General features: G+C 38.1%; 24 protein-coding genes. 15 read left to right on the top strand and 9 right to left on the bottom strand.

Annotated elements, in window-relative coordinates:
* Positions 1-37 precede the first annotated feature (37 nt).
* From rseA to acpS, 10 genes are all read left to right on the top strand, one after another.
* Positions 38-667 (top strand): anti-sigma-E factor RseA, encoded by a 630-nt coding sequence (gene rseA, locus GWI68_RS15100; RefSeq protein WP_208105208.1) that lies wholly within the window; start codon positions 38-40, stop codon positions 665-667.
* 46 nt (positions 668-713) lie between these two features.
* Positions 714-1,682, top strand: coding sequence for a sigma-E factor regulatory protein RseB (gene rseB / locus GWI68_RS15095; RefSeq protein ID WP_166540803.1), 969 nt, complete (start codon positions 714-716; stop codon positions 1,680-1,682).
* Positions 1,683-1,694: 12 nt separating this feature from the next.
* Positions 1,695-2,159 carry a SoxR-reducing system protein RseC gene (rseC, locus tag GWI68_RS15090; protein WP_166540802.1) on the top strand — a complete coding sequence of 155 codons (465 nt, stop codon included), beginning with the start codon at positions 1,695-1,697 and terminating at the stop codon, positions 2,157-2,159.
* Positions 2,160-2,460: 301 nt separating this feature from the next.
* The gene (gene lepA / locus GWI68_RS15085) at positions 2,461-4,257 is read left to right on the top strand and encodes a translation elongation factor 4 (RefSeq protein WP_166540801.1); all 1,797 of its coding nucleotides are present in this window, start codon (positions 2,461-2,463) and stop codon (positions 4,255-4,257) included.
* Positions 4,258-4,271: 14 nt separating this feature from the next.
* On the top strand, positions 4,272-5,243 hold the full coding sequence (gene lepB / locus GWI68_RS15080) for a signal peptidase I (RefSeq protein ID WP_166540800.1): 972 nt from the start codon (positions 4,272-4,274) through the stop codon (positions 5,241-5,243).
* A 195-nt stretch (positions 5,244-5,438) separates the two neighbouring features.
* Entirely contained in the window at positions 5,439-6,119 is a 681-nt protein-coding gene (rnc, locus tag GWI68_RS15075) for a ribonuclease III (RefSeq protein WP_166540799.1), read from the top strand.
* On the top strand, positions 6,116-7,024 hold the full coding sequence (era, locus tag GWI68_RS15070; RefSeq protein ID WP_036935334.1) for a GTPase Era: 909 nt from the start codon (positions 6,116-6,118) through the stop codon (positions 7,022-7,024). Before rnc ends, era begins: the two co-directional genes overlap by 4 nt.
* 9 nt (positions 7,025-7,033) lie before the next feature.
* On the top strand, positions 7,034-7,774 hold the full coding sequence (gene recO / locus GWI68_RS15065) for a DNA repair protein RecO (RefSeq protein ID WP_088495032.1): 741 nt from the start codon (positions 7,034-7,036) through the stop codon (positions 7,772-7,774).
* A gap of 69 nt (positions 7,775-7,843) precedes the next feature.
* Positions 7,844-8,575: a pyridoxine 5'-phosphate synthase gene (gene pdxJ, locus GWI68_RS15060; RefSeq protein ID WP_109407343.1), complete on the top strand. Its 732-nt coding sequence runs from the start codon at positions 7,844-7,846 to the stop codon at positions 8,573-8,575.
* Positions 8,575-8,955, top strand: a complete 381-nt coding sequence (acpS, locus tag GWI68_RS15055; protein WP_072068719.1) for a holo-ACP synthase — start codon at positions 8,575-8,577, stop codon at positions 8,953-8,955. The genes pdxJ and acpS overlap by 1 nt, the downstream gene beginning before the upstream one ends.
* A gap of 41 nt (positions 8,956-8,996) precedes the next feature.
* Here the strand turns inward: acpS and GWI68_RS15050 are convergent, their stop codons facing one another.
* The 3 genes from GWI68_RS15050 to GWI68_RS15040 form a co-directional block, all read right to left on the bottom strand.
* Positions 8,997-9,257: a YfhL family 4Fe-4S dicluster ferredoxin gene (locus tag GWI68_RS15050; RefSeq protein ID WP_072068718.1), complete on the bottom strand. Its 261-nt coding sequence runs from the start codon at positions 9,255-9,257 to the stop codon at positions 8,997-8,999.
* 246 nt (positions 9,258-9,503) lie between these two features.
* Positions 9,504-9,812: an addiction module antidote protein gene (locus GWI68_RS15045; protein ID WP_166540798.1), complete on the bottom strand. Its 309-nt coding sequence runs from the start codon at positions 9,810-9,812 to the stop codon at positions 9,504-9,506.
* Positions 9,813-9,823: 11 nt separating this feature from the next.
* The gene (locus GWI68_RS15040; RefSeq protein WP_166540922.1) at positions 9,824-10,132 is read right to left on the bottom strand and encodes a type II toxin-antitoxin system RelE/ParE family toxin; all 309 of its coding nucleotides are present in this window, start codon (positions 10,130-10,132) and stop codon (positions 9,824-9,826) included.
* A 173-nt stretch (positions 10,133-10,305) separates the two neighbouring features.
* On the opposite strand from GWI68_RS15040, the gene GWI68_RS15035 reads away from it, so the two are divergent.
* Together GWI68_RS15035 and tadA are read left to right on the top strand one after the other, a co-directional pair.
* Positions 10,306-10,941 (top strand): LysE family translocator, encoded by a 636-nt coding sequence (locus GWI68_RS15035; RefSeq protein ID WP_166540797.1) that lies wholly within the window; start codon positions 10,306-10,308, stop codon positions 10,939-10,941.
* Positions 10,942-11,048: 107 nt separating this feature from the next.
* Entirely contained in the window at positions 11,049-11,579 is a 531-nt protein-coding gene (gene tadA, locus GWI68_RS15030) for a tRNA adenosine(34) deaminase TadA (RefSeq protein WP_109407340.1), read from the top strand.
* 8 nt (positions 11,580-11,587) lie between these two features.
* On the opposite strand, the gene GWI68_RS15025 is transcribed toward tadA, so the two are convergent.
* The 6 genes from GWI68_RS15025 to mltF all read right to left on the bottom strand — a co-directional run bounded on the left by GWI68_RS15025 (position 11,588) and on the right by mltF (position 19,528).
* Positions 11,588-12,136 carry a fimbrial protein gene (locus GWI68_RS15025; RefSeq protein WP_166540796.1) on the bottom strand — a complete coding sequence of 183 codons (549 nt, stop codon included), beginning with the start codon at positions 12,134-12,136 and terminating at the stop codon, positions 11,588-11,590.
* Complete coding sequence (locus GWI68_RS15020; RefSeq protein ID WP_109407338.1) at positions 12,136-13,206, bottom strand: fimbrial protein; 1,071 nt, start codon at positions 13,204-13,206, stop codon at positions 12,136-12,138. The genes GWI68_RS15025 and GWI68_RS15020 overlap by 1 nt, the downstream gene beginning before the upstream one ends.
* A 25-nt stretch (positions 13,207-13,231) precedes the next feature.
* Positions 13,232-13,996, bottom strand: coding sequence for a molecular chaperone (locus GWI68_RS15015; RefSeq protein WP_166540795.1), 765 nt, complete (start codon positions 13,994-13,996; stop codon positions 13,232-13,234).
* A 36-nt stretch (positions 13,997-14,032) separates the two neighbouring features.
* Positions 14,033-16,513, bottom strand: a complete 2,481-nt coding sequence (locus GWI68_RS15010; protein ID WP_166540794.1) for a fimbria/pilus outer membrane usher protein — start codon at positions 16,511-16,513, stop codon at positions 14,033-14,035.
* Positions 16,514-16,697: 184 nt separating this feature from the next.
* Positions 16,698-17,246 carry a fimbrial protein gene (locus tag GWI68_RS15005; RefSeq protein ID WP_166540793.1) on the bottom strand — a complete coding sequence of 183 codons (549 nt, stop codon included), beginning with the start codon at positions 17,244-17,246 and terminating at the stop codon, positions 16,698-16,700.
* An 809-nt stretch (positions 17,247-18,055) separates the two neighbouring features.
* Positions 18,056-19,528, bottom strand: a complete 1,473-nt coding sequence (gene mltF / locus GWI68_RS15000) for a membrane-bound lytic murein transglycosylase MltF (RefSeq protein ID WP_166540792.1) — start codon at positions 19,526-19,528, stop codon at positions 18,056-18,058.
* Between the two features lie 264 nt (positions 19,529-19,792).
* On the opposite strand from mltF, the gene purL reads away from it, so the two are divergent.
* From purL to qseG, 3 genes are all read left to right on the top strand, one after another.
* Positions 19,793-23,683, top strand: a complete 3,891-nt coding sequence (purL, locus tag GWI68_RS14995) for a phosphoribosylformylglycinamidine synthase (RefSeq protein WP_166540791.1) — start codon at positions 19,793-19,795, stop codon at positions 23,681-23,683.
* A 689-nt stretch (positions 23,684-24,372) separates the two neighbouring features.
* Positions 24,373-25,821, top strand: a complete 1,449-nt coding sequence (locus GWI68_RS14990; RefSeq protein ID WP_162556961.1) for a HAMP domain-containing sensor histidine kinase — start codon at positions 24,373-24,375, stop codon at positions 25,819-25,821.
* On the top strand, positions 25,821-26,852 hold the full coding sequence (gene qseG, locus GWI68_RS14985) for a two-component system QseEF-associated lipoprotein QseG (protein ID WP_243733410.1): 1,032 nt from the start codon (positions 25,821-25,823) through the stop codon (positions 26,850-26,852). The genes GWI68_RS14990 and qseG overlap by 1 nt, the downstream gene beginning before the upstream one ends.
* Position 26,853: the final 1 nt, after the last annotated feature.

Below are 26,853 nucleotides of genomic sequence, written 5' to 3'. Positions count from 1 at the left end.
TGTGGGTGAACCATCATTGACTGAAGGGTACTTTTACATGCAAAAAGAAAAACTTTCTGCATTTATGGATGGCGAAGTTCTTGATAAAGAATTAATGGGAACAATTGCGCGTGATGACTCCATGAAAGAGACATGGCAACGTTACCATTTAATTCGTGACACAATGCGTGGTGATGTAGGTGAAGTAGTCCACTTTGATATCGCAAGTCGCGTTGCGCTCGCTTTAGAGAATGAGCCTGTCCGCATAAGTCCTGAACAACAACGAGAGCAGCAACCTGCGCCATCACAATGGCGTCAGCACTCTTTCTTACAAACGTTACGTCCTTGGGCAAGTCAGTTAACTCAAATCGGTGTCGCGGCTTGTGTTTCATTAGCTGTTATTGTTGGTGTTCAGCAATATAATGGAAAGAATGGTTCTGAAGATTTCCAAGTAGACACTCCTGTATTTAATACCCAACCTATTATGGGTTCAGGTGCGCCAGTGAGTTTAAATCTTCAAAACGATACTTTAGGCAAAGACCAGCAAACACGTTTACAAGAGCGCAATCAGCGCCTTGGCTTAATGTTGCAACAGTACGAGTTAGATCGTCGTATTTATAATGCACCACAAAATGAAGCACCTGCGAATGAGCAAGGTGTCACTCAACCAGTAGCTGCACAGCAATAATAACGACGTAAATGTATAAATAACGTGTGGGAATGAAACAGTCGTAATGAAAAAATCATGGTTATCCGCCTTATTATTGGTGGGCAGCCTGTCAATGTCGATACAAGCCTTGGCACAACCTCAAACGGGTAGTGTCGAGGCTTTGTTGCAAAAGATGGGTCATACAAGTCAAACTTCTACCTATGAATTATCTTTTATCAATATCAATTCTCAAGGTATTGTCCCTATTCGCTATCGTCATACTCTTATTGATGACAAACCCCTTGCACAACTAATGCAAATGGACAGTACACGTCGTGAAATTGTTCAACGTGGTAATGAAATTAGTTATTTTGAGCCAGGATTAGATGCCTTTAGCTTGAGAAATGATCATATTGTTGATTATATTCCAGCTATTATCTACCAAGATTTCAATGAGTTATCGGGATATTATAACTTTATCGATGCAGGTAGAACACATATCGGTGATATTCCAAGTCGCGTTGTGCGTGTGCTATCAAAAAATAATGACCGTTATGATTATGTCCTGTTTATTGATGAAGAAAGATATCTTCCTTTAAGAGTGGATCTTTTAGATAAAAATAATGACATTATTGAACAATTTAGGGTGATCACGGTGAATGAAGGCAATGAGGTTGAAACTAAATTGAATTCATTACGTACGGTTAATATGCCGCCAGTGTTACTTATTCCTAAATCTAAATCTTTAGTTTATAACTGGTCAGTCAGCGAGTTACCTGATGGTTTTAAAGAAGTAAAACGTAGTAATCATCAGATTTCTGAAACTGAATTTAGTCAGTCTATTTTATTTAGTGATGGCTTATTTGACTTCTCTATTTATGTTAATAAAAGTGGTCAGCAAACAAATTCGCCCGAACGCGATAAAATGTTAAGGTATGGTCGTAATACAATTTATACCTATGACAAAGAAGGCAATGAAATTACCTTTATTGGTCAATTACCATTTTCTACGGCACAGAAGATAGTCAACAGTGTTGTATTTACGAAAAAGTAAAAGGTATAAGTTATGGTTAAAGAGTGGGCAACAGTTATACATTGGCATGAAGGAAGAGCGTTATTGCGCTACGGTTCCTCTTCTGGCTGTGGTAGTTGCCAAGCTCGTGCCGCGTGTGGCTCTTATTTATTAAATAAAATAGGGCCCGAAACTGTTCATCAACTCGAACTTCCTGTTGCACAACCTTTAGTTGAAGGGCAAAAAGTGGAAGTAGGGATCCCTGAAAATAATTTACTCCTTTCGGCTATGTTGGTGTATTTAACGCCACTTATTGGTCTATTTATTGTTGCGGGTATTGCGAGCCTTTGGTTTTCCAGTGAATTTGCTATTTTTTGTAGTGGTATTGCTGGTGGCCTTCTTGGCTTTTTATTAGCAAAAAAAGTGGCAACATGGTGGAGTAAAGACGAAGGGTTTGAGCCTGTTATATTACAAATAGGTCTTCCTCCTCATGAACTTAAGGTTCAATTTCAAGAGTAGCTGACAGATAAAAAAGATGGGGCATTAGCCCCATTATTTTTGCTTGGTTAATTTTGTTATCGTTTTCATCTTAAATTAACACGTTTCGATATCTGGAAATTACCTCAAAAAAATCACAAATAAATGTAAGTCTTAGCATAAATGTTTGTGTTTGATGAACGTTTCTTTGAGTATAATGTCTCTAGTGTGTAGAATGCGTCATCAATAATAACTCCTGCAATATAGAGTTTTCGCTTTGTGTCCATGAATGACTCCAAAGCCAGATTTATAGAGCAAAGCAATAGAGAAAAATAATTTCAGAATGAAAAACATACGTAACTTTTCCATTATCGCACATATTGACCACGGTAAATCGACGTTATCAGATCGAATTATTCAAATTTGTGGTGGCTTATCAGATCGTGAAATGGCTGCGCAGGTTCTTGATTCTATGGATCTTGAGCGTGAACGTGGTATTACAATCAAAGCGCAAAGCGTAACCTTGAATTACACCGCAGATGACGGTGAAGTTTATCAGCTTAACTTTATCGATACCCCAGGACACGTTGACTTCTCTTATGAAGTATCTCGTTCACTTGCTGCTTGTGAAGGCGCCTTATTGGTCGTTGATGCAGGACAAGGGGTTGAAGCACAAACATTAGCAAACTGCTATACGGCGATGGACATGGATCTCACCGTCGTTCCAGTTTTAAATAAAATAGATTTACCTGCAGCTGAACCTGAGCGCGTTGCTGAAGAAATTGAAGACATTGTGGGAATTGATGCCACAGATGCAGTTCGTTGTTCTGCAAAAACAGGTATTGGTGTTAAAGAAGTTATCGAACGCCTTGTTAAAGAAATTCCAGCACCTGAAGGTGATCCCGATGCTCCATTACAAGCACTGATCATTGATTCATGGTTTGATAACTACCTAGGTGTTGTTTCACTGATCCGTGTTAAAAACGGTAAAGTGAGTAAAGGTGATAAAATTAAGGTGATGAGTACTGGTCAAGTTTATAACATTGACCGTATTGGTATTTTCACACCAAAACAAATTGATACAACACAATTAAATTGTGGCGAAGTAGGTTGGGTTGTTTGTGGTATTAAAGATATTTTAGGTGCGCCTGTTGGGGATACTTTAACAGCAGCCCAAAAACCAGCAGATAAACCATTACCGGGCTTTAAAAAAGTGAAGCCACAGGTTTATGCAGGTTTATTCCCAATTAGCTCTGATGACTATGAATCATTCCGTGATGCATTAGGTAAATTAAGCCTGAATGATGCTTCATTATTCTATGAGCCAGAAAGCTCAACCGCGTTAGGTTTTGGTTTCCGTTGTGGTTTCTTGGGTCTTCTTCATATGGAGATCATCCAAGAACGTTTAGAACGTGAATATGATCTTGACCTGATCACAACAGCTCCAACCGTAGTTTATGAAGTTGAAATGACGAGCGGTGATATTGTATTAGTGGATAGCCCGTCTAAATTACCGCCACTGAATAATATTGAAGAAATCAGAGAGCCTATTGCTGAATGTCATATGTTATTACCGCAAGAATACTTAGGTAATGTAATTACTTTATGTATCGAAAAACGCGGTGTTCAGACCAATATGGTCTATCATGGTAATCAGGTCTCATTGACTTACGAAATTCCGATGGCTGAAGTGGTCTTAGATTTCTTTGATCGATTAAAATCCACATCACGCGGTTATGCCTCTTTAGACTATAACTTTATCCGCTTCCAAGGCTCTAACATGGTGCGTGTTGATGTCTTAATAAATAGTGATCGTGTTGATGCATTAGCATTGATTACACATAACGATAATGCACCTTATCGTGGCCGTGAATTGGTGGAAAAAATGAAAGAATTTATTCCACGTCAACAGTTTGATATCGCTATTCAAGCGGCAATTGGTAACCATATTATTGCTCGTTCAACTGTTAAACAGTTACGTAAAAACGTATTAGCCAAATGTTATGGTGGTGACGTTAGCCGTAAGAAAAAACTGTTACAAAAACAGAAAGATGGTAAAAAACGTATGAAGCAAATTGGTAACGTAGAGCTACCACAAGAAGCGTTTTTAGCCATCCTTCATGTTGGTAAAGATAAATAATTTAAGGAGAAAACATGGCTAACACGTTTGCCTTGATCCTAACGCTGGCAACGCTAATAACGGGAGTTTTTTGGGGAATTGAGCGCTTTAAGCTCAAGCCAGCCCGAAAAGCAAAACTAAAGCGTCTTCAAGAGATGACGCAAGGGACCGAGGATCAGCAAGAGTTAGCAAAATCAATTAATAAACCAAGCTGGGCTGAAACCTTAGGTTCTCTTTTTCCAGTATTGATTATTGTTTTGGTTCTGCGTTCATTTGTGTATGAGCCGTTTCAAATACCTTCTCGCTCCATGATGCCAACCTTATTGGTTGGCGATTTTATCTTGGTTGAAAAGTTTGCTTATGGATTAAAAGATCCAATAACACAAACAACGTTAATAAATACAGGAAAGCCAAAACGAGGTGATATTGCTGTCTTTAAATATCCTCGTGATCCTTCTACTGACTTTATTAAACGTGTTATTGGATTACCGGGCGATAAAATTGTTTATGATATGATGTCGAAAAAAATACATATCTACCCAAATTGTAATAAAGCGATTTGTAACGATGAGATTTCGGTGACATATGGTACCGCTTATCCAAGTGAATGGACGCTGTTGTTACAAAATGTACCGGGTGGTCAGCGTATAAATGGCATGAAATCAATTCCGATTGAAGATCCTATTTCAACAGCAACTCAACTACGTGAAGAAGAACGCGTAGAAACGATAGGAAAAGTCTCTCACCGTATTATGACAATACCTGGTGATATGACGATGCCTGAGTTTATCCAACCAGGATTACCCGTTGGTACTTGGATTGTTCCTGAAGATCATTATTTTATGATGGGGGATAATCGTGATGGAAGTTCTGACAGTCGTTTCTGGGGCTTTGTACCAGAGAAAAATTTAGTCGGTAAAGCGACAACAATCTGGATGAGCTTTGAAAAAGTAGAGAATGAATGGCCTACAGGTGTTCGTCTCAGTCGTATCGGTGGCATTAAGTAACTATTGACAAAATAGCTACAGCATTCCTTTCTATCTCAGTGTAGAATATGCCACTTCTTTAAATATGATTGGCTCCTGTTATTCACAGGAGCCAGTGCAAACGCAACAGTTCTGTTATCCAACCCGATAATTTCTCGTTGTCTTAAACAGATTTGTTGCGTGTGCTTCAAATTAAGTTATGGAACTTGATCGCACATGAATACTTTATTAGTAAACCAGTTACAAAAGAAACTGGGCTATACTTTTACGCAAAATGAATTATTACTACAGGCTTTAACGCATCGTAGTGCAAGCAGTAAACACAATGAACGTTTAGAATTTTTAGGTGATTCAATTTTAAGCTATGTTATTGCTAACGCGCTCTATCATCAATTCCCTCGTGTTGATGAAGGGGATATGAGCCGAATGAGAGCAACGCTTGTTCGTGGAAATACACTTGCTGAATTAGCGCGTGAATTTGAACTAGGTGAATGTCTGCGTTTAGGCCCTGGAGAATTAAAAAGTGGCGGTTTCCGCCGAGAATCAATTTTAGCGGATACGGTGGAAGCTTTAATTGGTGCTATTTTCCTTGATAGTGATATTCAAAATATCGAAAAAATTATTTTAAAATGGTATGAGAATCGTTTGGCTGAAATCAGCCCAGGCGATAAGCAAAAAGATCCTAAAACTCGTCTGCAAGAGTATCTGCAAGGGCGCCATCTACCACTACCATCTTATATTGTGGTACAGGTTCGTGGTGAAGCCCATGACCAAGAGTTTACGATCCATTGTCAGATAAGCGGTATCGATCAACCTGTCAAAGGGATGGGTACAAGCCGTCGAAAAGCTGAACAAGCCGCTGCTGAACAGGCATTAATACAACTGGAGCTTGAATGAGCGAAGAACAAACCTATTGCGGATTTATTGCGATAGTCGGTCGCCCAAATGTGGGAAAATCAACACTACTGAACCAATTATTGGGGCAGAAAGTATCTATTACATCACGTAAACCGCAAACAACGCGTCATCGTATCATGGGTATTGATACTGACGGTGCTTACCAAGCGATTTATGTTGATACACCGGGCTTGCATATTGAAGAAAAGCGAGCTATCAACAGACTAATGAATCGCGCAGCAAGTAGCTCGATTGGTGATGTTGAACTGGTGATTTTTGTTGTTGAAGGCACCAACTGGACGCCTGACGACGAAATGGTATTGAACAAATTAAAATCATTGCGTTGCCCTGTTTTATTAGCAATTAATAAAGTGGATAACGTCATTGATAAAACCAAGTTACTTCCACATATTGGCTTTTTAAGCCAACAAATGGATTTTCTTGATGTTGTGCCAATCAGTGCAGAAAAAGACATGAATATCGATACAATTGCAAAAATTGTTCGTAAATGTCTGCCTGAAGCTATTCATCATTTCCCAGAAGATTATATTACTGATCGCTCTCAACGTTTTATGGCGTCAGAAATTATTCGTGAGAAATTGATGCGTTTCTTAGGTGAAGAATTACCTTATTCTGTCACTGTCGAAATTGAGCAATTTGTGACTAATGAACGCGGTGGTTACGATATCCACGGATTAATTCTGGTTGAGCGTGAAGGCCAGAAAAAAATGGTTATTGGTAATAAAGGCGTAAAAATCAAGAAAATTGGCACCGAAGCCCGTATGGATATGGAAGACCTATTTGAAAACAAAGTTCACTTAGAACTTTGGGTGAAGGTTAAAGCAGGTTGGGCTGATGATGAACGTGCCTTACGTAGCCTTGGCTATGTGGACGATTTAAAGTAGGTAACTGAAGTGGATGGCTGGCAACGTGCATTCGTTATCCATGCTCGACCTTACAGTGAAACGAGTTTATTACTCGATTTTTTCACTGAAAATGAAGGGCGAGTACGCATATTGTCAAAAGGTGCGCGAGGCCGTCGTTCTCCCTTAAAAGGGGCACTTCAACCTTTTACTCCTCTGCTCATTCGTTGGAGTGGGCGAGGAGAAGTTAAAACTCTTCGTGATGCTGAACCTATCTCTTTAGCTTTACCGCTGACAGGCTCTGTTCTTTATAGTGGCCTGTATCTTAACGAACTCTTATCTCGTGTTTTGGAAAATGGCACTTCTTACAGTGTGCTTTTTTTTGAATATCTTTCTTGCTTACAAATTCTTGCAGCTAGCGACACTACACCAGAAGCAGCCTTAAGACGCTTTGAACTGGCGCTATTAACCCAACTTGGTTATGGACTGGATTTTTTGCATTGTGCAGGAAGTGGAGAGCCTGTTTCAGATTCGATGACTTATCGTTATCGAGAAGAAAAAGGTTTTATTGCGAGTTTAGTGGTTGATCATAATAGTTTTACTGGATTTGAATTAAAATCCTTAGCCAGTCGCGAATTTCCTACTGTTGAAACATTAAAAGCGGCAAAAAGGTTTACTAGAATGGCATTAAAGCCTTATTTAGGTGGAAAACCATTAAAAAGTAGAGAACTTTTTAGACAATTTGCCATTAAAAAAGCCCCAAAGAAAAGAGCATTGATGGTAGAACAGTAATATTGTCTTTTTCTTCTCTATGGAATGTGTAAACTAAGGTAATGCAACGTTATTTTTCAGGAGAAGAGCATGTCTGATATTCTACTTGGCGTTAATATTGACCATATCGCCACCCTTCGTAATGCCCGTGGCACAACGTATCCCGATCCTGTTCAAGCGGCTTTTGTTGCAGAACAAGCGGGCGCTGATGGTATCACTATTCATTTACGTGAAGATAGACGTCATATCACTGATCGTGACTTAATGCTGATAAGCCAAACAGTTCAGACAAGATTAAATCTGGAAATGGCTGTCACTGAAGAAATGATCGAGATCGCGTGCCAAACACAACCTGATTTTTGTTGTTTAGTGCCTGAAAAACGCCAAGAAGTAACAACAGAAGGTGGTTTAGATGTTGTTGCTAATGAAGAAAAGATAGCTGATGCCATTAAACGCTTATCTTTGGCGGGTATTAAAGTTTCTCTGTTTATTGACCCTGACCATGAACAAATTAACGCGGCGGATCGTGTTGGCGCACCTTTTATTGAGATCCACACTGGCGCTTATGCTGACGCTGAAGATGAAATGGCTCAAGAAAAAGAATTTGTACGTATTCGTGATGCAGTGACTTATGCCGCCTCTAAAGGCTTAAAAGTAAATGCAGGGCATGGTTTGCATTATCACAACGTACAACGTATTGCTGCCTTACCTGAATTGTATGAACTGAATATAGGTCATGCCATTATTGGTAGAGCCGTATTTAGTGGTTTAGCGCCAGCAGTTGAAGAAATGAAACGTTTAATGCGAGAAGCGCGCCGCTAATGGCTATTGTTGGTTTAGGTATGGATATTGTTGAAATATCGCGTATCGAAGAAATTATAGGGCGTTCTGGTGAACGCCTTGCTCGTCGCATTCTCACTAATGCAGAATGGGAAATTTACCAATCCCATAAACAGCCAATACGTTTTTTAGCTAAGCGGTTTGCAGTAAAAGAGGCCGCTGCAAAAGCATTAGGAACAGGTATTCGTTTAGGATTGGCTTTTAATCATTTTGAAGTACGTAATGATGAGTTAGGTAAACCCACATTGCATTTTTTAGCGGTTGCAAAAGAAATGGCAGAGAAAGCGGGGATAAACTCTATTCACGTGACACTTGCTGATGAACAGCGCTATGCTTGTGCGACAGTTATTTTAGAAAAATAGCTCTCTTAGATTTATCACCCACAAAATCATGGATATAAGGTTTAGATCTTATCTGCGTGGTGGATCAACACGAATTTTTCCCATAACTCATCTTGAGATTCAGTATGAGTAGGATCAATGATGATCGTGTTAGTAATCGGACAAACCGATTGGCAAGTTGGTTTATCGTAATGTCCTACACATTCAGTGCAAAGATCAGGATTAATTTCATAAATATCATCCCCCATTGAAATAGCATCATTTGGACACTCTGGTTCACACATATCGCAGTTGATGCATTTCTTCGTAATTAGTAAAGCCATATCAGTCACTTAATATATAAATTATTAAATTTCAGTAACTTATATCTTGCACTTATATGTTACCATCTATCAGTTTTGTGTCGCTATATCCGATAAAGTAGTGTTTTATCATTCAAATAGGAATATTACCCCAATCTTTTTGCTTAATAGGCACTATAAGTATAGGGGGGAGTAAGGTTACCATTTATAGTGAGTTTCCTAAAGTAGCATCGCTCAAATGCTTTATTAGAATGTATAAATAAAAGATTAAATATTTGCTAATGAAGAGAAATGAAAGCCAGTTGCACTAATAACATTACGTAATGTTTTTAATGTTGGGTTTCCTGTTGGTGATAATGTTCGATAAAGCGTTTCTCGAGATACTCCTGCTTTTTTGGCAATTTTTGCCATACCGCCCCGAGCTTCTACGACATGGCGTAATGCCATAAGAAAAGCTTCTTGCCCACCATCTTCATCAATATCAAGAAAAGCTTGGTGTAAATATACTTTTGCAAAACTAGGATCTTCACGCAAAAGCTCAATCATTGCGTCATTGTGTAAACGAGATTTTGGCATAATCTACCTCTTTAAATAATCTTCAGACATAGGATGGCTTTATTGATGTCAGCATCCTGAGTTCGTTTATCTCCTGCTAGAAGTAGCAATATAATTTCGCCATTGATTAAACTATAGTAGACGCGATAATCCACATCTTGATCAATTCGTAGCTCCCAAATGCTTTCACGACAAGGTTTATGATCGCCAAAACATTCACTTGCCATTCTATTTACTCGCGATGCAATTTGGGCTTTAGCAACAGGATCACGTATCTTTCTGAAATAGTCGGCATATAAGTCTTTGCCATCTATTGTTAGATAATGTTTGATAGTTTTTATTGGCAAAATGTAGCTTATAAGCTACTAAAATATATCAGTAATATATATTTAAAGCAAAACTATCTAAATAGAAAAATGAAAACAAATAACAAAAAATAGTATTTTTTGTGGTATCCCGCACACCTAACACTCTGTTATTGATGTTAAATAATGCAATAAATAAGGGGTGTATTATGCCAACACTGTTTAATATGTGGACATTTGCGCTTTTGTCCTTGGGTTTGGTATTAACACCAGGCCCTAATATGATTTACCTGATTTCACGCTCAATCTCTCAAGGGAAAAAAGCTGGATTTATTTCATTAATCGGTGTGGCTGTTGGCTATATTTTTTATATGTTATTAGCTGCATTTGGTATTACGGCTATTTTTATGGCGGTACCTTATGCTTACGATACATTAAAAATTTGTGGTGCTATTTATCTGTTTTATATTGCTTGGCAGTCGATTAAACCTGGTGGACGCTCTATCTTTCATCCGAAAAAACTCCTTTCAGGTAATACGACAAAGCTTTTTGTAATGGGATTTGTCACTAATCTTCTCAATCCTAAAATCGCATTGATGTACCTTTCACTTCTACCTCAATTTATAACTATTGGGAATGGTAGTGTATTAAATCAGTCATTAGTCCTTGGTAGTATCCAAATTATTATTAGTATTACAGTGAATGCCTTGATTGTTATTGCTGCGGGATCAATCGCTGGATTCTTTATGCAAAGACCACGCTGGGCATTAATTCAACGTTGGTTTATGGCGACAATCTTAGGGGCTTTAGCTATAAAATTAGCCACAGAAGCGCGCGTAAACTAAAGTTTTATCTTGCTATCTTTGTCATAAACAATTCAAGACAATCTCTTTAGTTATCAATAGAAAACAGGGTACAATATCCCGCTATATGATAATGAAGAGATATCCTTGTGAATAAAGTTAAAGATGATATTTATTGGATGCATAAAGCGATTGAGCAAGCGCAAAAAGCACAAGAAATCGGTGAAATACCGGTGGGCGCTGTATTAGTCGTTGATAATAAAATCATTGCTAAAGGATGGAATCATTCAATTATTGATAACGATCCCACGGCACACGCAGAGATTATGGCGTTACGCAAAGGGGGAAAGCATTTACAAAATTATCGTCTCCTTGATGCTACTCTCTATATTACTCTCGAGCCTTGTGTGATGTGTGCTGGAGCGATTGTACATAGCCGTGTAAAACGCGTGGTTTATGGTGCATCCGATCTAAAAACAGGTGCTGCTGGCTCATTTATTGATATCTTACAGCATCCGGGAATGAACCATAAAGTTGAGATAACGTCAGGTGTATTAGGTGAAGAGTGTTCACAGCTTTTAAGCCAATTTTTTAAGATGAGAAGGGCTGAAAAGAAACAACTTAAAAAGCAAAAGAATAGCCCTGTTTTAGTCAATACAGAACAAGCTACAAAAGAATAAATATCTGTTTACTGATAATTAAGGGTATAGGTTGCTTGTGCTTGAAAAGGGCCTGTTAGCAATGTTTGATTTTTCAGTGCAGAGGGTGATGCCTCAACATACGTCATAAAATTAAACTGAATACGTTTATTATTAAGAAGTCGAGTTGTGCTCGGCTTTTTTAATTGAATAACATTGCGTTGCACATCAGTAAATACAATCCCGATACTTTTAGGATCTTCAGATCCTGTACCAACAACGGCAAGATGATTCGACATAGTTGGATGCTCTTTCCCATCAAGTGTAATTGTGACACTTTTATAAATATCTTGGCTGCAATTTTCTAAACTAATACTAAAAGCAACGGGTTCACTTTTTTGAAAGGTATAGAGATCTTTGGCGGATATCTGCTTAAAATCGATTACCTTATTTTCATCACCAGCAACTATGGTACAACCATGTGCAACCACAACGCCTTTAAACTCCATATCACCACCAATCAGCTCTGTCGCAGCAAAGGTAGAAGGTGATAGTAACAATAAAAGAAAAATAGCAGATTTTATTATTGGATTTTCCATTACATAAACTCCGCAACTAATGTGGCATGTGCTGAAAACTCACCTTCTGTGATTTTGCTCCCTGCCTTTGCAATCGGAGCAGCAGTGACTTCCCAATTACCTTTAAAATTATTCAGCTTCCCGACAGAAAAATATTTATTAGGTGGCACAATCGTTCCTGATTTATCTCTTAAAACAATACCTAAATTCGTTCTATCTACAGGTCCTGTTGTACCAAGATAATTAGGATTAAAGCTGGCAACACCTGAGCTTCCTGTTTGAATTTTAAACATAATTCGACTGTTAGGGTTAGTAAAACTACCACCTTCACATTTTATTGGAATATTGCGTGTGATTTTATAGTTTTGGCCATTTAAATAGTCAGAAGTATTACCAACATTGCCAAAATCAAAGGTAATTGGAGAGCCATTATTAAATATGCATCTATCTTCAGTGGTTAAGATCCCTGAACTAATCACTAATTTTGAAATTGGTTCAGGGCCATACTCTTGATATAAGCCATTACCTACACGGGCATACATTTGCGCTACAGCTTGCCCTGTTAATGAAACCCCATTAATAATCGGTTTTTTCAGACGAAATACTAATACACCGCTACTTCCGGATGACATGTTGGGTTTTGGTGATTCAGGAACGCGACAACCTTGTTGCCCATTTCGATTGTTCGGCTTTTCAATAAAAGGAACTGTAGGAAGTGTTTCTGGGCCCCAAATAGAAAACTTGATCTGAACATCGACGTATTCATTAAGTTCATAGTAATTATTGCCTAAATAGCGTAGGTCAGAATTCGCCATATAATAAGTGCGAGAATTCGGAACTAAGGGATCTTTAGGACAATAAACCGTTGCTAAATATCTATCAGGTAAAGAAAAATTTACTGTGGCAGTTTCACCGGGTCTGTTATTAGGAAATGTTGCGTTATTTAACTCAACTCTAAAAATATTAGGTCCTCCGACAGTGCGAACTTCACCATGAATATAAGCAGATGCCACAATCGGAGTACATAATATTGCGCCAGTAAAAAATAATTTTAGCGTATTGAAATAAAAATTTGCTGTTGTTGGTTTCATTTTATTCCTACCGGCGTCAAGTTGATTAATATTTTGGTTGTTGTTCTTTCGGTGCCACTTTGCAGCTGTTTTGTTGGCAAACAAATTTCAATTCAGGATGTCCACCATAATCATTTACATACATCATATAAAATTGATTGACGCCATTGGTTTTAACTGGAATTTCCAGTGATGATTTAGGTGCAACCATTAAACCAGGGAATGTGGTTAACTTATCGCTATCTTCACCATTTAATTTATTCGAAAGACCAATAATAGTGATGTAGTAAGGTGTTGGATTTTCTGCGATAAATTGATTATTTTGTTTCTTAAATACCAACTGATCTTGCCAAACCATGCCCGGTTTTTCAGGAATAATAGCCGTAGGTCGATAGAATAATTTGATTCGTGACTGCATTGCCATTTGCAACACATTCGCTTGTTTTGGTGCTGGTGGAATTTCACGAACGTTTAAATAAAACAATGATTCTCTATCTTGTGGCAAAAGCCCAATCTCTGCAGTTTTAGTTATTCTTACAACCCCTTTTTGGTCACCATCAAGACGTTGTAAAGGAGGAAGCGCCACTAAAGGAGAGGCAATTTTTTGCCCATGTTCATTTTCAACCCATGATTGAGCCAAAAATGGAATATCAGGGCTAGTATTTTTTAAATTTACGCTGGCTGAATTTTCACTACCAGTTAACACGATCCGTGTTCTATCTAATGACACACCAGCTTGTGTTGTATTCACCATGCTTAATGCAAGTAGTGAACCGCAAAAAAGTGTTTTAAGTGTGTTGAATGAGTTCATACATTTATCTCTAGTAATTCATTTTGTTCATTAAAATCACTGACATAATAACAATTCACGTTTTAGTGGATCGTTAATGGTTGCCGGGATCGTAATCGTACATTGGGTTTTACCACCCCAGATCACGTTTAATGATTCATTGAGGTTAACACCCGCAATATAAACTAGGCCTTCTTCCATCACCATTCCCATATTTTCACCATCTTTATTAGTGACGTCAGCACCAAACGGCGGATATTTTTGATCAGCTGTTTGTAAGATAGCCATTAGACGTTCACCTTGACGCACTGGGAATGTGTAGTAACCAATAGCCCCTTCAGTTAATGTTGTGGAGGTGATGGCTTTATGTGTTTCAATATTTGAATCCATTTTATCAACATCAATACGCGCATCAACGTTGTTATAGCTGGTTAAGTCAGTAATTACCCCAATACCAAATAGATTTGTTGTCGTACTTTGGTTATTAAACGGCACACCTGGGACGCCATCTGTATCAACCATCATTCGAGCTGTACTGGATGTCATGCTGCTACTATGTAATGCAGCTCCATGACGAGTAGCTGTAAATCCGCCTTTTACTGTCGCACCTACAGCAACATAATTATCTTGTTGATAGCTTGCATTAGCGTTAATTTCAGCATATTGCGAACGGTGTTGATAATAACCATCAGTATTGGCTTTATGGTCTGAACTTAACCCCGCACGGACACGCCACAAATTATTATAATTGCTATTATCAGAATAAGAGGCCATTTGGTTCACTTTTCCGTTACTGTCTTGCAGGCTATAACCTATATTTTTGCCACTACCTAATGGAACTGAAATATTGAAAGAAATACTGTCATCAGTATTTCCTTTATGCTGAGTACGGAATGCAGACAAGTTAGTGTTAATCTGCTCTATACCCATAATCGAAAAGTTACGGCTTACCGTTACACCATATTGTTCTTGTGTATTTTTATCCCAATAATTTTGATGACGATAAGAAAGATAAAGTGTTGTTGATTTTTCAGTATCATCAGCCCAGAAAGTTTTGTTACCAGTAATGGTATACATCTCTTTTTCATAACCATTGTTATTGATAGCGTTGTAACGCTCATCAATATATTGAGAAAAAGAACGGAATGTTTTCTCTGAAAAACGATAGCCTGCAAAAGTAATTGTACTATGGTATTCATCGAATGTTTTCGCATAGTTCAGTTTGAATGACATTCCGTTGATATTTTCATTATCATAGGTTTGGCTATAAGATTGAGTTACATCACCAGAAAGCGTACCTAGGCGCCCCATATCGTGACCTAAACCTAATGACCACGCATTGTAATCTTTAGCTGTTAATAAAACACCACCATACAGTGACCATGTGTTATTCATTCCCCATGAAAAATCACCTTGATAAAAAATAGGGCCTTGCATTTTATGGTTGTTGAGTGATGGCTGACCGATTGATGTGTTATAACGCACTGAACCAGGGCGTGTCATATACGGTAAATTAGCTGTTTGCACTTGAAATTCGTTTACTTTGCCGTTTTGTTCTTCCACTCGAACATCTAATTGACCTTGTACCGTATCTTGTAAATGTTTAATAACAAAAGGGCCAGCAGGAACAGTGGTTTCATAAATTAAGCGACCATTTTGAGTGACGGTAACTTTAGCATTAGTATTTGCAATACCATGAATTTCTGGTGCATAACCTTGCAAAGATGGTGGCAACATTCTTTCATCACTTTGGATATTGGCACCAGTAAAACGAAAACTATCAAAAACTTGGGAATTTAAATACGTTTCACCTAACGTTAATTTAGCTGCTTGAGTGGGCAGTGGTTTGTAGGCGTAGATCTGATTCCAATCAAAGCTATTGTTTGATGAGTATTCAGATGAATAATTTCCTTGGTATTCAGCGCGTAAACGCCATTCACCAAAGTTAATACCCGCTTGCCCATAGCCTGTCAGCGAGTTGTTATTGTTACCTTTATTAGGACGTGTTGATGTTCCTGTTAAGGTATAGTCAAGTAACACCCCTGATACACCTGGGTCCCATAATTCGGGAGGAGTCCAGTCTGCATCTTCGTATTTCATTAATGAACGAGGAATAACAATATCAAGAATACCGCCATCATTTTTGATGGAGATACCAGGTAATTGATTGATATTGAAGCAATCAGGGGAAATTTCTTCGATAAATTTTTGATTTTCTTCGTTAATGGTTAATTTTTTTAGAAGAGAAGGGTCAATACAAGCAACAGAATAATTAGGTTTTACTTCAACATAATTAATGTTTTGGCGAGGGAAATCACGTCCATTTATACGGATATCCAAATAGTACATACCAGGAATAATGTAATTAGAAGTTGCAAAGCGAGACAGATCGACATTATCTCTATCTTCAGCATCTAACATGTGAATGTTAAATTCCACAGAATCATCTTGCTCGGCTTGAGCGAAAAACGCTAAGCACAATAGCAAAATGGCACAAATGTTTTTCCATATTGTGCTGTGAAAATAAGAAATTAACATGAATAAACGCCTAATTATTAATTAAATAGAAACTAATTAATTAAATAATGAATATTTATTTAATTACTTTTTATTTTTATTTTTTATTAAATTGAAGTGTTTTATCAAATTTAACGCAGAGGAAATCCTCTGCGTTAATGCAGTAATTAATTTATTATTTAATTAATTTAAATAAATAAAACGATTACTGATAATCAACTTGGAAGTTGATAACGGCTTGGAATTCACCCGGAGTTACAGCTGCGTCTGCTGATTCAGCTTGAACGTAAGCAACGAATGGAATTTTTGAAACACCATTAACTAATTGTACTGGCGTTGTTGCTGTATTCCATTTAACTGATTTGCTACCAGCATCCATTAAACCGATACCCGCACCAGAAGCTGAGCCAGAAACGAAAGATGCTAAATCTTTGTTTGTTGCATTAACAACGCTTGGTGTATAGCTAACAGTTGCTGTTTTTGCTACGGTAGTATCACAGTCTTGTAATTCGATATCTTTTTTAACGTTACCCGCTTTTTGCATATTTGCTAATGCAGATGTTGGGATTTCGCTGAAATCAACAATAACTGGACTTGAAGAAGCTGCTAATCCACAAGCTGAATTAACAATTTCACCTTTTAATTGAATTTCGCCTTTAGTTGCGCCAACTTTTGGTGTAGAAGTTTCAGCAGTTGCAACAGAATTAATACCAAATACTAAAGCAGCAGCTAAAGCAATTTTACTCAGTTTCATTATAGATAATCCCTTGAAGATCGTGCGTATTATTATTTATGAAAAAATAATATTAATGTCGGAATATAAAAATTGATTTGCATTATATTTCGAGTTGTTTCGAATAATGACTGGTTTATATGATATCAACAAAGGCATTCTATTTGATATAACGTTTTGTCAGTTTCCGCAAATTTCAGATTTAATCTGGCCTATTCCACATTAATAGAATTTTATATAGATTTATTCTTTTTATTACTCAATTTATGGGTAAAAAAGTTTATCAGGCAGATAAATTTAATAGACAATATAATTAACATTGTTTTAACTTTATAGAAATTGATATTATTAACATTACTTTAAGAAAATTAATAAAATCAATTATAGATTATCATAATGCATACAATTCAAAGGGTTATATGTTAATAACATAGATATTAGGTTAATTTTTATCGAAAAAAAAGTTTTCCAAAAAGAATAATCATAAAATGAACAATAACTAATGAGATAATTCCTACGTATTTAAGTTAATTTTTTCTTATATTTCACCTATTCTGATAGTCAAAAAAAGACTTGTTGGGCTGTTTTTGATACATTTTACTCATCGAGTGAGTGATTTAACTAATGAGTGTTACCATTCATTAACACGATTTTTTTCCAACTTTGGTTAAATAAAGGTAGGGGAAAATGTAACAATTTTTAATATTAAGAAAATATTAAGGAGATATTGAGAGGGAAAATCTGCTATGGGATATCAGGAATGGCAGGGTAAATGTGTTAAGCCTAGAATAAGCCTCTATAAAAGAGGCTGAACGGTATGTAGTACATCATTAATAACGAGATGATTCTTGCGTTAATGTTAATGATGATGTCTCTTGATCCGCACCTTCAGTGCTTTCTTTGTCTTTAGATAGGATCTTGTTTTTACTCTCTTTAGCTTGGAGATAGCCTACAAGGCTCAGTTGATATCGACGAATATTCTCAACGTAGCGATAAGCTTCATGTCCTCTTGCGTAGCCATAAGGGAGGTCAACATAATATTTTTTCTGACTAAGTAGCGGTAATCTTGATTTCACATCTAACCAACTGTCAGGATCTGCGCCTTGTTGTTCGGTCAGCCTTCTGGCGTCAAGCATATGACCAAAGCCCATGTTGTAGGCGGCTAATGCAAACCAAATTTTCTCATCTTCAGGGATAGACTCAGGTAAACGAGAAAGAAGATGTTTAAGATATTGAGCACCACCACGAATACTTTCTTCAGGATCAAGCCTATCAGTGACTCCCATACTTGATGCTGTAGGGCGTGTTAGCATCATAAGCCCCCTAACGCCTGTTGGTGACGTTGCATGAGGATCCCAATGTGATTCTTGCCATGCCATTGCTGCTAATAATCGCCAATCAAAGGTATCCGCATATTTCTCAAAAAGAGGTTGATAGTTTGGCAAAATGGAATCAATTGCAGTAATAAAAGAGATAGTGTCGAAGTAATCAAATGAACCTACATGACCAAAATACTTTTCTTCTAATCGTGCTAATACATCTTCTTGAGATAATTGGTTAAAGTAATCTAGCATAGCGGCATACAAACTATTATCTTCACTATCAGGTAAATACCATGTCAGAGGACGACTTTCAGTGACTTCAAATCCTACGGCAACATTAGGGTGAATACGTTGTTGTACCGCAACACTGATTGAGTCGGCTAAAACATAGGTAATTTTACCTTCTGATAGCGCTTCAAGTAGTTGAGAGGTTGTTTGATTGTCTGATTCTTCCCACTCAAGCTCAGGGTATTGCGTTTCTTTTAGTGTACGCAATAAGCTTGCATGGGCTGATCCTGCTGTGACGACAAGGCGTCCATCTAAAGCATCAAAGCTACGTGGCCTTAATGTTCCTTTACGGTAAATTAATTGCTGAGACACTGAAAAGTAAGCAGGTCCACTACGTGTCGTATCTAATCTCTCTTTGTTGTAAAGTAATCCAGCTGCGATAAAGTCTGCTTTATTGTTCTCCAGATCATCAAACATTTGGTTGATATTTGTCCGCATATTAACGACAAGCTTCACGCCCAGATAATCAGCAAAGCGTTTCACTAATTCATAATCGAAACCTACGGGGTCCTTTTTATCGTTCATCGTTATCAATGGTGACGGCATCGTACTAATTCTTAACTCACCACGAGATAAAATCTTATTTATCTGCGCTTTTTGCCTATCGGGCCAAGTAATATTCAACGCAATAATTGCCGCTGAAAAGAGCGCTATGATAACGATAACGAAATAGTTTATCCTTATATTATTCAATAGGTTATTTCTCGTTAACGTTGTTTGTTGTTGTGTGTAAAGTCGTTATCTTAACATGGATAAATTTCCAGTAATCGAGCATTTTGCTTAACATATTGGTAATACGCAACTTGATTACACCAATTAATCATTAAAACACACTAAGTTAAATGCCGTTATTTTGTTCACGCAAACGGTTTCGTCTGAGCGGTTATTCTATTATACTAGGCGCGTTTCCCCTGAATGATTGATCAGGCTAGCTGCTAAAAGAGAGAACTCAATACTATGGAAATCCTGCGTGGCTCCCCCGCTTTATCCGCGTTTCGTATTAATAAATTACTCACTCAATGTCAGGAAAATGACCTTCCTGTACAAGGTATATATGCGGAATTTGTTCATTTCGCAAAAGTGGAAGGGCAGTTATCTGAAGATGACCAGATTAAATTAAGCCAATTATTACATTACGGGCCTTCATTAACAGAGCATGAGCCTGTTGGGGAAATGCGAGTGGTGACACCTCGCCCTGGAACGATTTCACCTTGGTCTTCTAAAGCAACAGATATTGCACATAACTGTGGTTTATCCAAGGTGGTCAGAATTGAACGTGGTATCGCTTACTTTATTGAAGGCGATACGATGACAGAAACTCAATGGCAACAGCTTTATGGTTTGATTCATGACCGAATGATGGAAACCATTTTCTTAAATTATCAAGATGTGAATGCACTGTTTGCAGAGCAAACGCCAGCACCATTAAAAACGATAGATGTGCTTGCTAAAGGTAAAGATGCGCTTGTTAAAGCAAACATTGAAATGGGATTAGCACTTGCTGATGATGAAGTTGATTATTTAGTCGATGCTTTTAATCGTTTAGCGCGTAATCCAACTGATGTTGAGCTTTATATGTTTGCACAAGCCAACTCTGAACATTGTCGCCATAAAATATTTAATGCAGATTGGATTATTGATGGCAAAGCGCAAGATAAATCATTATTTAAAATGATTAAAAATACGTTTGAGCAAACTCCTGATTATGTCATGTCGGCATATAAAGATAATGCGGCGGTTATGGAAGGGTCGGTTGCTGGACGTTTTTATCCAGATGCTGAAAAAGGGCATTACCATTATCATCAAGAACCCGTACATATCTTGATGAAAGTAGAAACACACAACCACCCAACAGCGATTTCACCTTGGCCGGGAGCTGCAACAGGCTCTGGTGGTGAAATTCGAGATGAAGGTGCAACGGGGCGTGGTGCTAAGCCTAAAGCGGGTTTAGTAGGATTTTCAGTATCTAACCTGCGTATTCCAGGATTTGAACAGCCTTGGGAAGAAGATTTTGGCAAACCAGAGCGTATTGTTAATGCATTAGACATCATGACAGAAGGTCCACTGGGTGGTGCCGCATTTAATAACGAGTTCGGTCGTCCTGCATTACTAGGCTATTTCAGAACTTATGAAGAACAAGTTAATAGCCATAATGGTGTTGAAATTCGCGGTTATCATAAACCAATTATGCTAGCTGGTGGCATTGGTAATATTCGTGAAGACCATGTTCAAAAAGGGGAGATCACTGTTGGCGCTAAGTTGATCGTATTAGGTGGCCCATCTATGAACATCGGTCTGGGCGGCGGTGCGGCTTCTTCTATGACTTCAGGGCAATCTGATGCGGACTTAGATTTTGCTTCTGTTCAACGTGACAATCCAGAAATGGAGCGACGTTGCCAAGAAGTTATCGATCGTTGCTGGCAGTTGGGTGATGATAACCCTATCTTATTTATTCATGATGTAGGGGCTGGTGGTCTTTCTAATGCGATGCCTGAATTAGTCAATGATGGTGGTCGTGGTGGTCGTTTTGAACTGCGTGATGTTTTAAATGATGAGCCGGGGATGAGCCCACTTGAAATCTGGTGTAATGAATCTCAAGAACGTTATGTGTTGGCAGTATCACCAGAAAAAATGCCTCTGTTTGATGCGTTATGCCAACGTGAAAGAGCACCTTATGCTGTAATTGGTGAAGCAACGCAAGAGCGTGACTTAGTATTAAACGATACACACTTTGATAATAAACCCATTGATATGCCATTGGACATATTATTAGGTAAAGCGCCTAAAATGTTACGTGATGTGAAATCACAAAAAACAGAAGGTGAGTATCTAGATCGTAAAGATATTGATTTAAAAGATGCTGTTTATCGAGTGCTTCATTTACCTACCGTGGCAGAAAAAACCTTCTTAATTACCATTGGTGACCGCACTGTAACAGGCATGGTTGCTCGTGATCAAATGGTTGGTCCTTGGCAAATACCTGTTGCTAACTGTGCTGTTACCACAGCAACATTAGATAGCTATTATGGTGAGGCAATGTCGATTGGTGAACGGGCGCCAATCGCACTATTAGATTTTGCCGCATCTGCACGTATGTCTGTCGGCGAAGCGTTAACAAATATGGCTGGCTGTGATGTAGAAGCACTTAATCGCATTAAGCTTTCGGCTAATTGGATGTCGGCAGCGGGGCATCCTGGTGAAGATGCAGGTTTGTATGATGCAGTGAAAGCTATTGGTGAGGAGTTATGCCCAGAGTTAGGTATCACTATTCCTGTTGGTAAAGACTCTATGTCAATGAAAACACGTTGGCAGGATAAAGATGGAAAAAACAAAGAAGTTACCTCTCCGCTTTCTTTAGTTATTACTGCATTCTCTCGCGTTGAAGATGTACGTAAAACGGTAACGCCTGAATTATCTACACAATCAGGTAACCGTTTATATCTGATTGATCTGGGTAATGGACATAACGCATTAGGTGCGACAGCTTTAGCACAAGTTTATCGCCAGTTAGGTCAAAAAGCCGCAGACCTTCGTAATGTAGAACAGCTAAAACAATTCTTTAATGTGATGCAACAATTGGTCAATGAAGGCAAATTGTTGGCTTATCATGATCGCTCTGATGGCGGTTTATTTGTCACTCTTGCAGAAATGGCGTTTGCTGGTCACTGTGGGTTAAATGTTGATATTAGTGCTTATGATGAAGATATCTTAGCGGGACTCTTTAATGAGGAGCTAGGTGGCGTGATCCAAATTAGTGCTCAACATCAAGATGCAGTTGAATCATTATTTACCCAATGCGGTTTAGCCGATTGCTTACACTATTTAGGTCAAGCAACACAAGATGATGCCGTTGTAATTCAAAGTCGTGAAACTGAAGTTTATAATGAAAAACGCAGTACGCTACGTCTTTGGTGGGCTGAAACAACATGGCAAATGCAACGTTTACGCGATAACCCTGAGTGTGCTGATGAAGAACATCAGGCAAAACAGGACATCAATGATCCGGGGTTAAATGTACATTTAACCTTTGATCCAAGCGAAGATATTGCAGCTCCTTATATTGCAACAGGAAGTCGCCCTCGTATTGCTGTACTAAGAGAGCAAGGCGTTAACTCTCATGTTGAAATGGCGGCAGCTTTTGACCGAGCTGGTTTTGATGCCATTGACGTTCATATGAGTGATCTACATTCGTCACGACGTTCATTAAGTGATTTTGATGTGCTGGTGGCGTGCGGAGGATTCTCTTACGGTGACGTATTAGGTGCAGGTGAAGGTTGGGCTAAATCTATTCTATTTAATTCTCGTTTACGTGATGAATTTACTCAATTCTTTGAACGCCAAGATACCTTATCGCTTGGTGTCTGTAATGGTTGTCAAATGATGTCAACATTATCTGAACTTATTCCGGGGGCGAATTTATGGCCTCGTTTTGTTCGCAACCGTTCTGAGCGTTTTGAAGCTCGCTTTAGTTTGGTCAAAGTGACAGAAAGCCCATCATTATTGCTACAAGGCATGGTGGGTTCACAAATGCCTATCGCTGTTTCTCATGGGGAAGGTTTTACGGAATTTCGTCATGCTGAACAATTAGCACAATTAGAGGCACAAAATTTAGTGGGATTACGTTTTGTTGATAATTATGGTCAACCAACAGAACAATACCCATTAAATCCTAATGGTTCAGTAAAAGGGATCACGGCTGTCACAACAAAGGACGGACGTTCAACTATTATGATGCCTCATCCTGAGCGTGTATTTAGAACGGTCAGTAACTCTTGGCATCCTGATAACTGGGGTGAAGATAGCCCTTGGATGCGACTATTCCGTAATGCAAGGAAGCAGTTTGATTAATTAGTAGTAAATTATCTTAGTAGTAAATACATAAAGCCTCTACTTAGTGAGAGGCTTTATTGTATTGATAATAAAGGCATTATTTTTTATTGTGTAAAAACAACGACACTTAGTCATTAGCTTGTCTCTTTTTGGCGACACTTAATTCATTGAAATATAAGCATTTATAAAATATGGGGTAACTCTGTCTGGATATGGAGACAGCTTGGTTACTTTATAACTAGATAAAAGAGAGACGTAATTAAAATATCATAGAGGTGTTTTTATTTCTTGTTTGCTTTCAATTACTTAATGTTATTCTTGAAAAGTTGGCACGCGTTGTGCATTATATAAATCAGTTGCTCATTCAACTTTTTATGTCGGTCCACAATATGGGTGGGAACATACCACATAAGCCAGGAATGACGCCAGAGTAAGGTGCCTACCGTCCAACATCATGATACTCGTCTTCGGACCTTATCAAACACAGGGCGACACGTGGAGTGAGGCACCACCTTCATCCTCTTTTAGAGAGAAAAGAGATGAAATTTTGACGGGCGGAATATCTCAGTAAGATATTCCGCTCTCCCACTTCTAGAGCCTGTCATATTTTCTCGCTTGTGTTTGTTATCCTCACCTGATTTTCTAATGTCGGACTTTTTTCTTGTTATCAAGTCATGTAGCATCGCATTACTCTAATAGGTGTTGAGATGATTTCATTGAAAAAGTGGCGTATTTTTCCTCGTTCTTTAAGACAGCTCGTGATAATGGCATTTTGGATGGTGCTATTACCTTTACTTGTCCTTGCTTATCAAGCTTATCAAAGTCTCGATCAATTAAGTAATCAAGCAGCAATTACTAATAAAAATGCATTAGCTGATACTGAACGCAGTGAAGTTATGCGAAATTTAGCTATTGAGATGGAAGGAAACTATCGTCGTTATTGTGTTTTACGTGATAAGACTGATGATGATATGTACCAACAACGCTATCAGCAATACACCAAACTCTTCTCAACATTACAACAAACCATAATTCCACTTTCTTCATCTAAAGAAGCCGACGTGCTTAATTCTTCACTTGAAAAGCTAAAGTCTATTCAGTGTGAAAGCAGTGAACCTACGAAAGATATGCAACAAGCTCTTGAGCAGTTCTCTTATGCCAATAATCGTATAGTAATGCTAACAAAAGAGATTATCTTTAGCCGTGGCGAACAGTTACAAATGGCAATTGCTGAGAAAGGACGTTATTTCGGCTGGCAAAGTCTTATTGTGTTCGTATTCAGTTTGATCCTCATCGCACTATTTACACGAATGATCATCGGCCCTGTTAAGGGAATTGAAAAGATGATCAATCGATTGGGAGAAGGGCGAACGCTTAGTAACAATTTGGATTCTTTTCAAGGGCCTAGAGAGCTTCGATCGTTAGCTCAACGTATTATTTGGTTAAGTGAACGATTAGCATGGCTTGAATCACAACGTCATGAGTTTTTACGTCATATTTCTCATGAGTTAAAAACGCCACTTGCTAGTATGCGAGAAGGTACAGAATTATTAGCTGATGAAGTTGCGGGTCCTTTAACGCTCGATCAAAAAGAAGTGGTTTCTATTCTTGATAATAGTAGTAAACAGTTACAGTTATTGATTGAACAACTACTTGATTATAATCGTAAACTTTCTGAGGTTCCTCAGCAAATTGAAGAGGTCGATTTAACTCATTTAGTGAATGATGTGGTATTAGCACACAGCTTACCTGCTAGAGCAAAAGAGATTAAAACGATAATTTCACTTAATCTGACAAAATGTCGAGCAGAAGCGACATTATTATCACGAGTTATCGACAATCTCTATTCGAATGCGGTGCACTATGGTGCTGAATCAGGTAATATCTGGATCTCTAGTTATCAAGTTGAACAGAAGATAGTGATTGATATAGCCAATAAAGGAACGCCTATCCCTGAATCTGAACAAAAAATGATTTTTGAGCCCTTTTTTCAAGGTTCTTTACTACGCAAAGGTGCTGTAAAAGGAAGTGGTTTAGGTTTAAGCATTGCTCATGACTGTATCAAAAGAATGGAAGGTGAATTAAGTGTTGTTCCTTCTGACTATGCCGATGTCTGTTTTCGTATTGAATTACCGCTACTTTCTGAGAATAAATAATGCAAATCAGGTCACTAATACAAGCATCTCCTCATCATGAGTATAAAAAAATAAATAAACAGATGCTTGGTATTGAACCGTTATCTATGGCTCCTGCATCAACTAGAAAGATCGCATTAAATTGGAAACAGTGTGTCTTGTTTATTATGCTTCCACTGGTTCTTTCGGGCTGTACACCAAAGTCGCTCACTGCGTCGTTAGAACCCGAGCCTGATGTACCCGTTGTTAAACAAAGAACAATTGATTACCGCTGGGCTGAATGTAAAACATTAAGCGCTTTTTATGATGAAGGCATTAATAATGCACTTTATTGGTTACGCACAATTGAATGTACGAATCGCATTATGACTACAGAAGCACAACGCCAAGCAAATAGTGTTGTCGTTACAGGTTGGGATGATGCATTTTATAAAAGCATTTTATTAGAGCGTGCTGGTATGACGATTGCTGATCGTCGAACACAATTAGTGTTACTAGAAAGCTATAAGCTACAATTTCCAAGTTCTATGCGTGTTTTATTATCAACATGGATTGAAAATCAAACACTCATTCTCTCTTTAGCAGAAGAAAAAAATCGTTATCGTCGTTTAACTACAGAAACAGATAATAGAATAGATACCCTAAGAAAAGAGAATAATGCATTACAGCATGAACTGAATATCACACTGAAGAAGCTTGAAAGCCTTACCCAAATTGAAAGGCAGTTATCGAATAGAAAACAAAGTGGCTCTGTTGATTCGTTATCACAAAATGAAGACTTAACGGAGAGTGTAGCAACCACATCCCCTGAAACAGAAAAAACAGTTGTTGAAAAGCCAGTCGTTGAAAAACCGACTGAAAAGTCTACTTCTACACATACACAATCGATAACAGAAAAAACAAAGGGTGAGGAAAAAACACCTTCTGCAACAGCGGTTAAACCCGAACCTTCAAAACCAGAATCTGCAAAACCTGAAGTGGTTAAACCTGAGCCTGTTAAAACTGAAATAGAAAAACAGGATGCTAAACCGACTGAAGCAGGATCTAAATAAG

The organism is Proteus sp. G2669 (assembly GCF_009915245.1).
Taxonomy (GTDB): Bacteria; Pseudomonadota; Gammaproteobacteria; order Enterobacterales; family Enterobacteriaceae; genus Proteus.
This window is presented reverse-complemented; position numbering and strand designations above follow the sequence as displayed.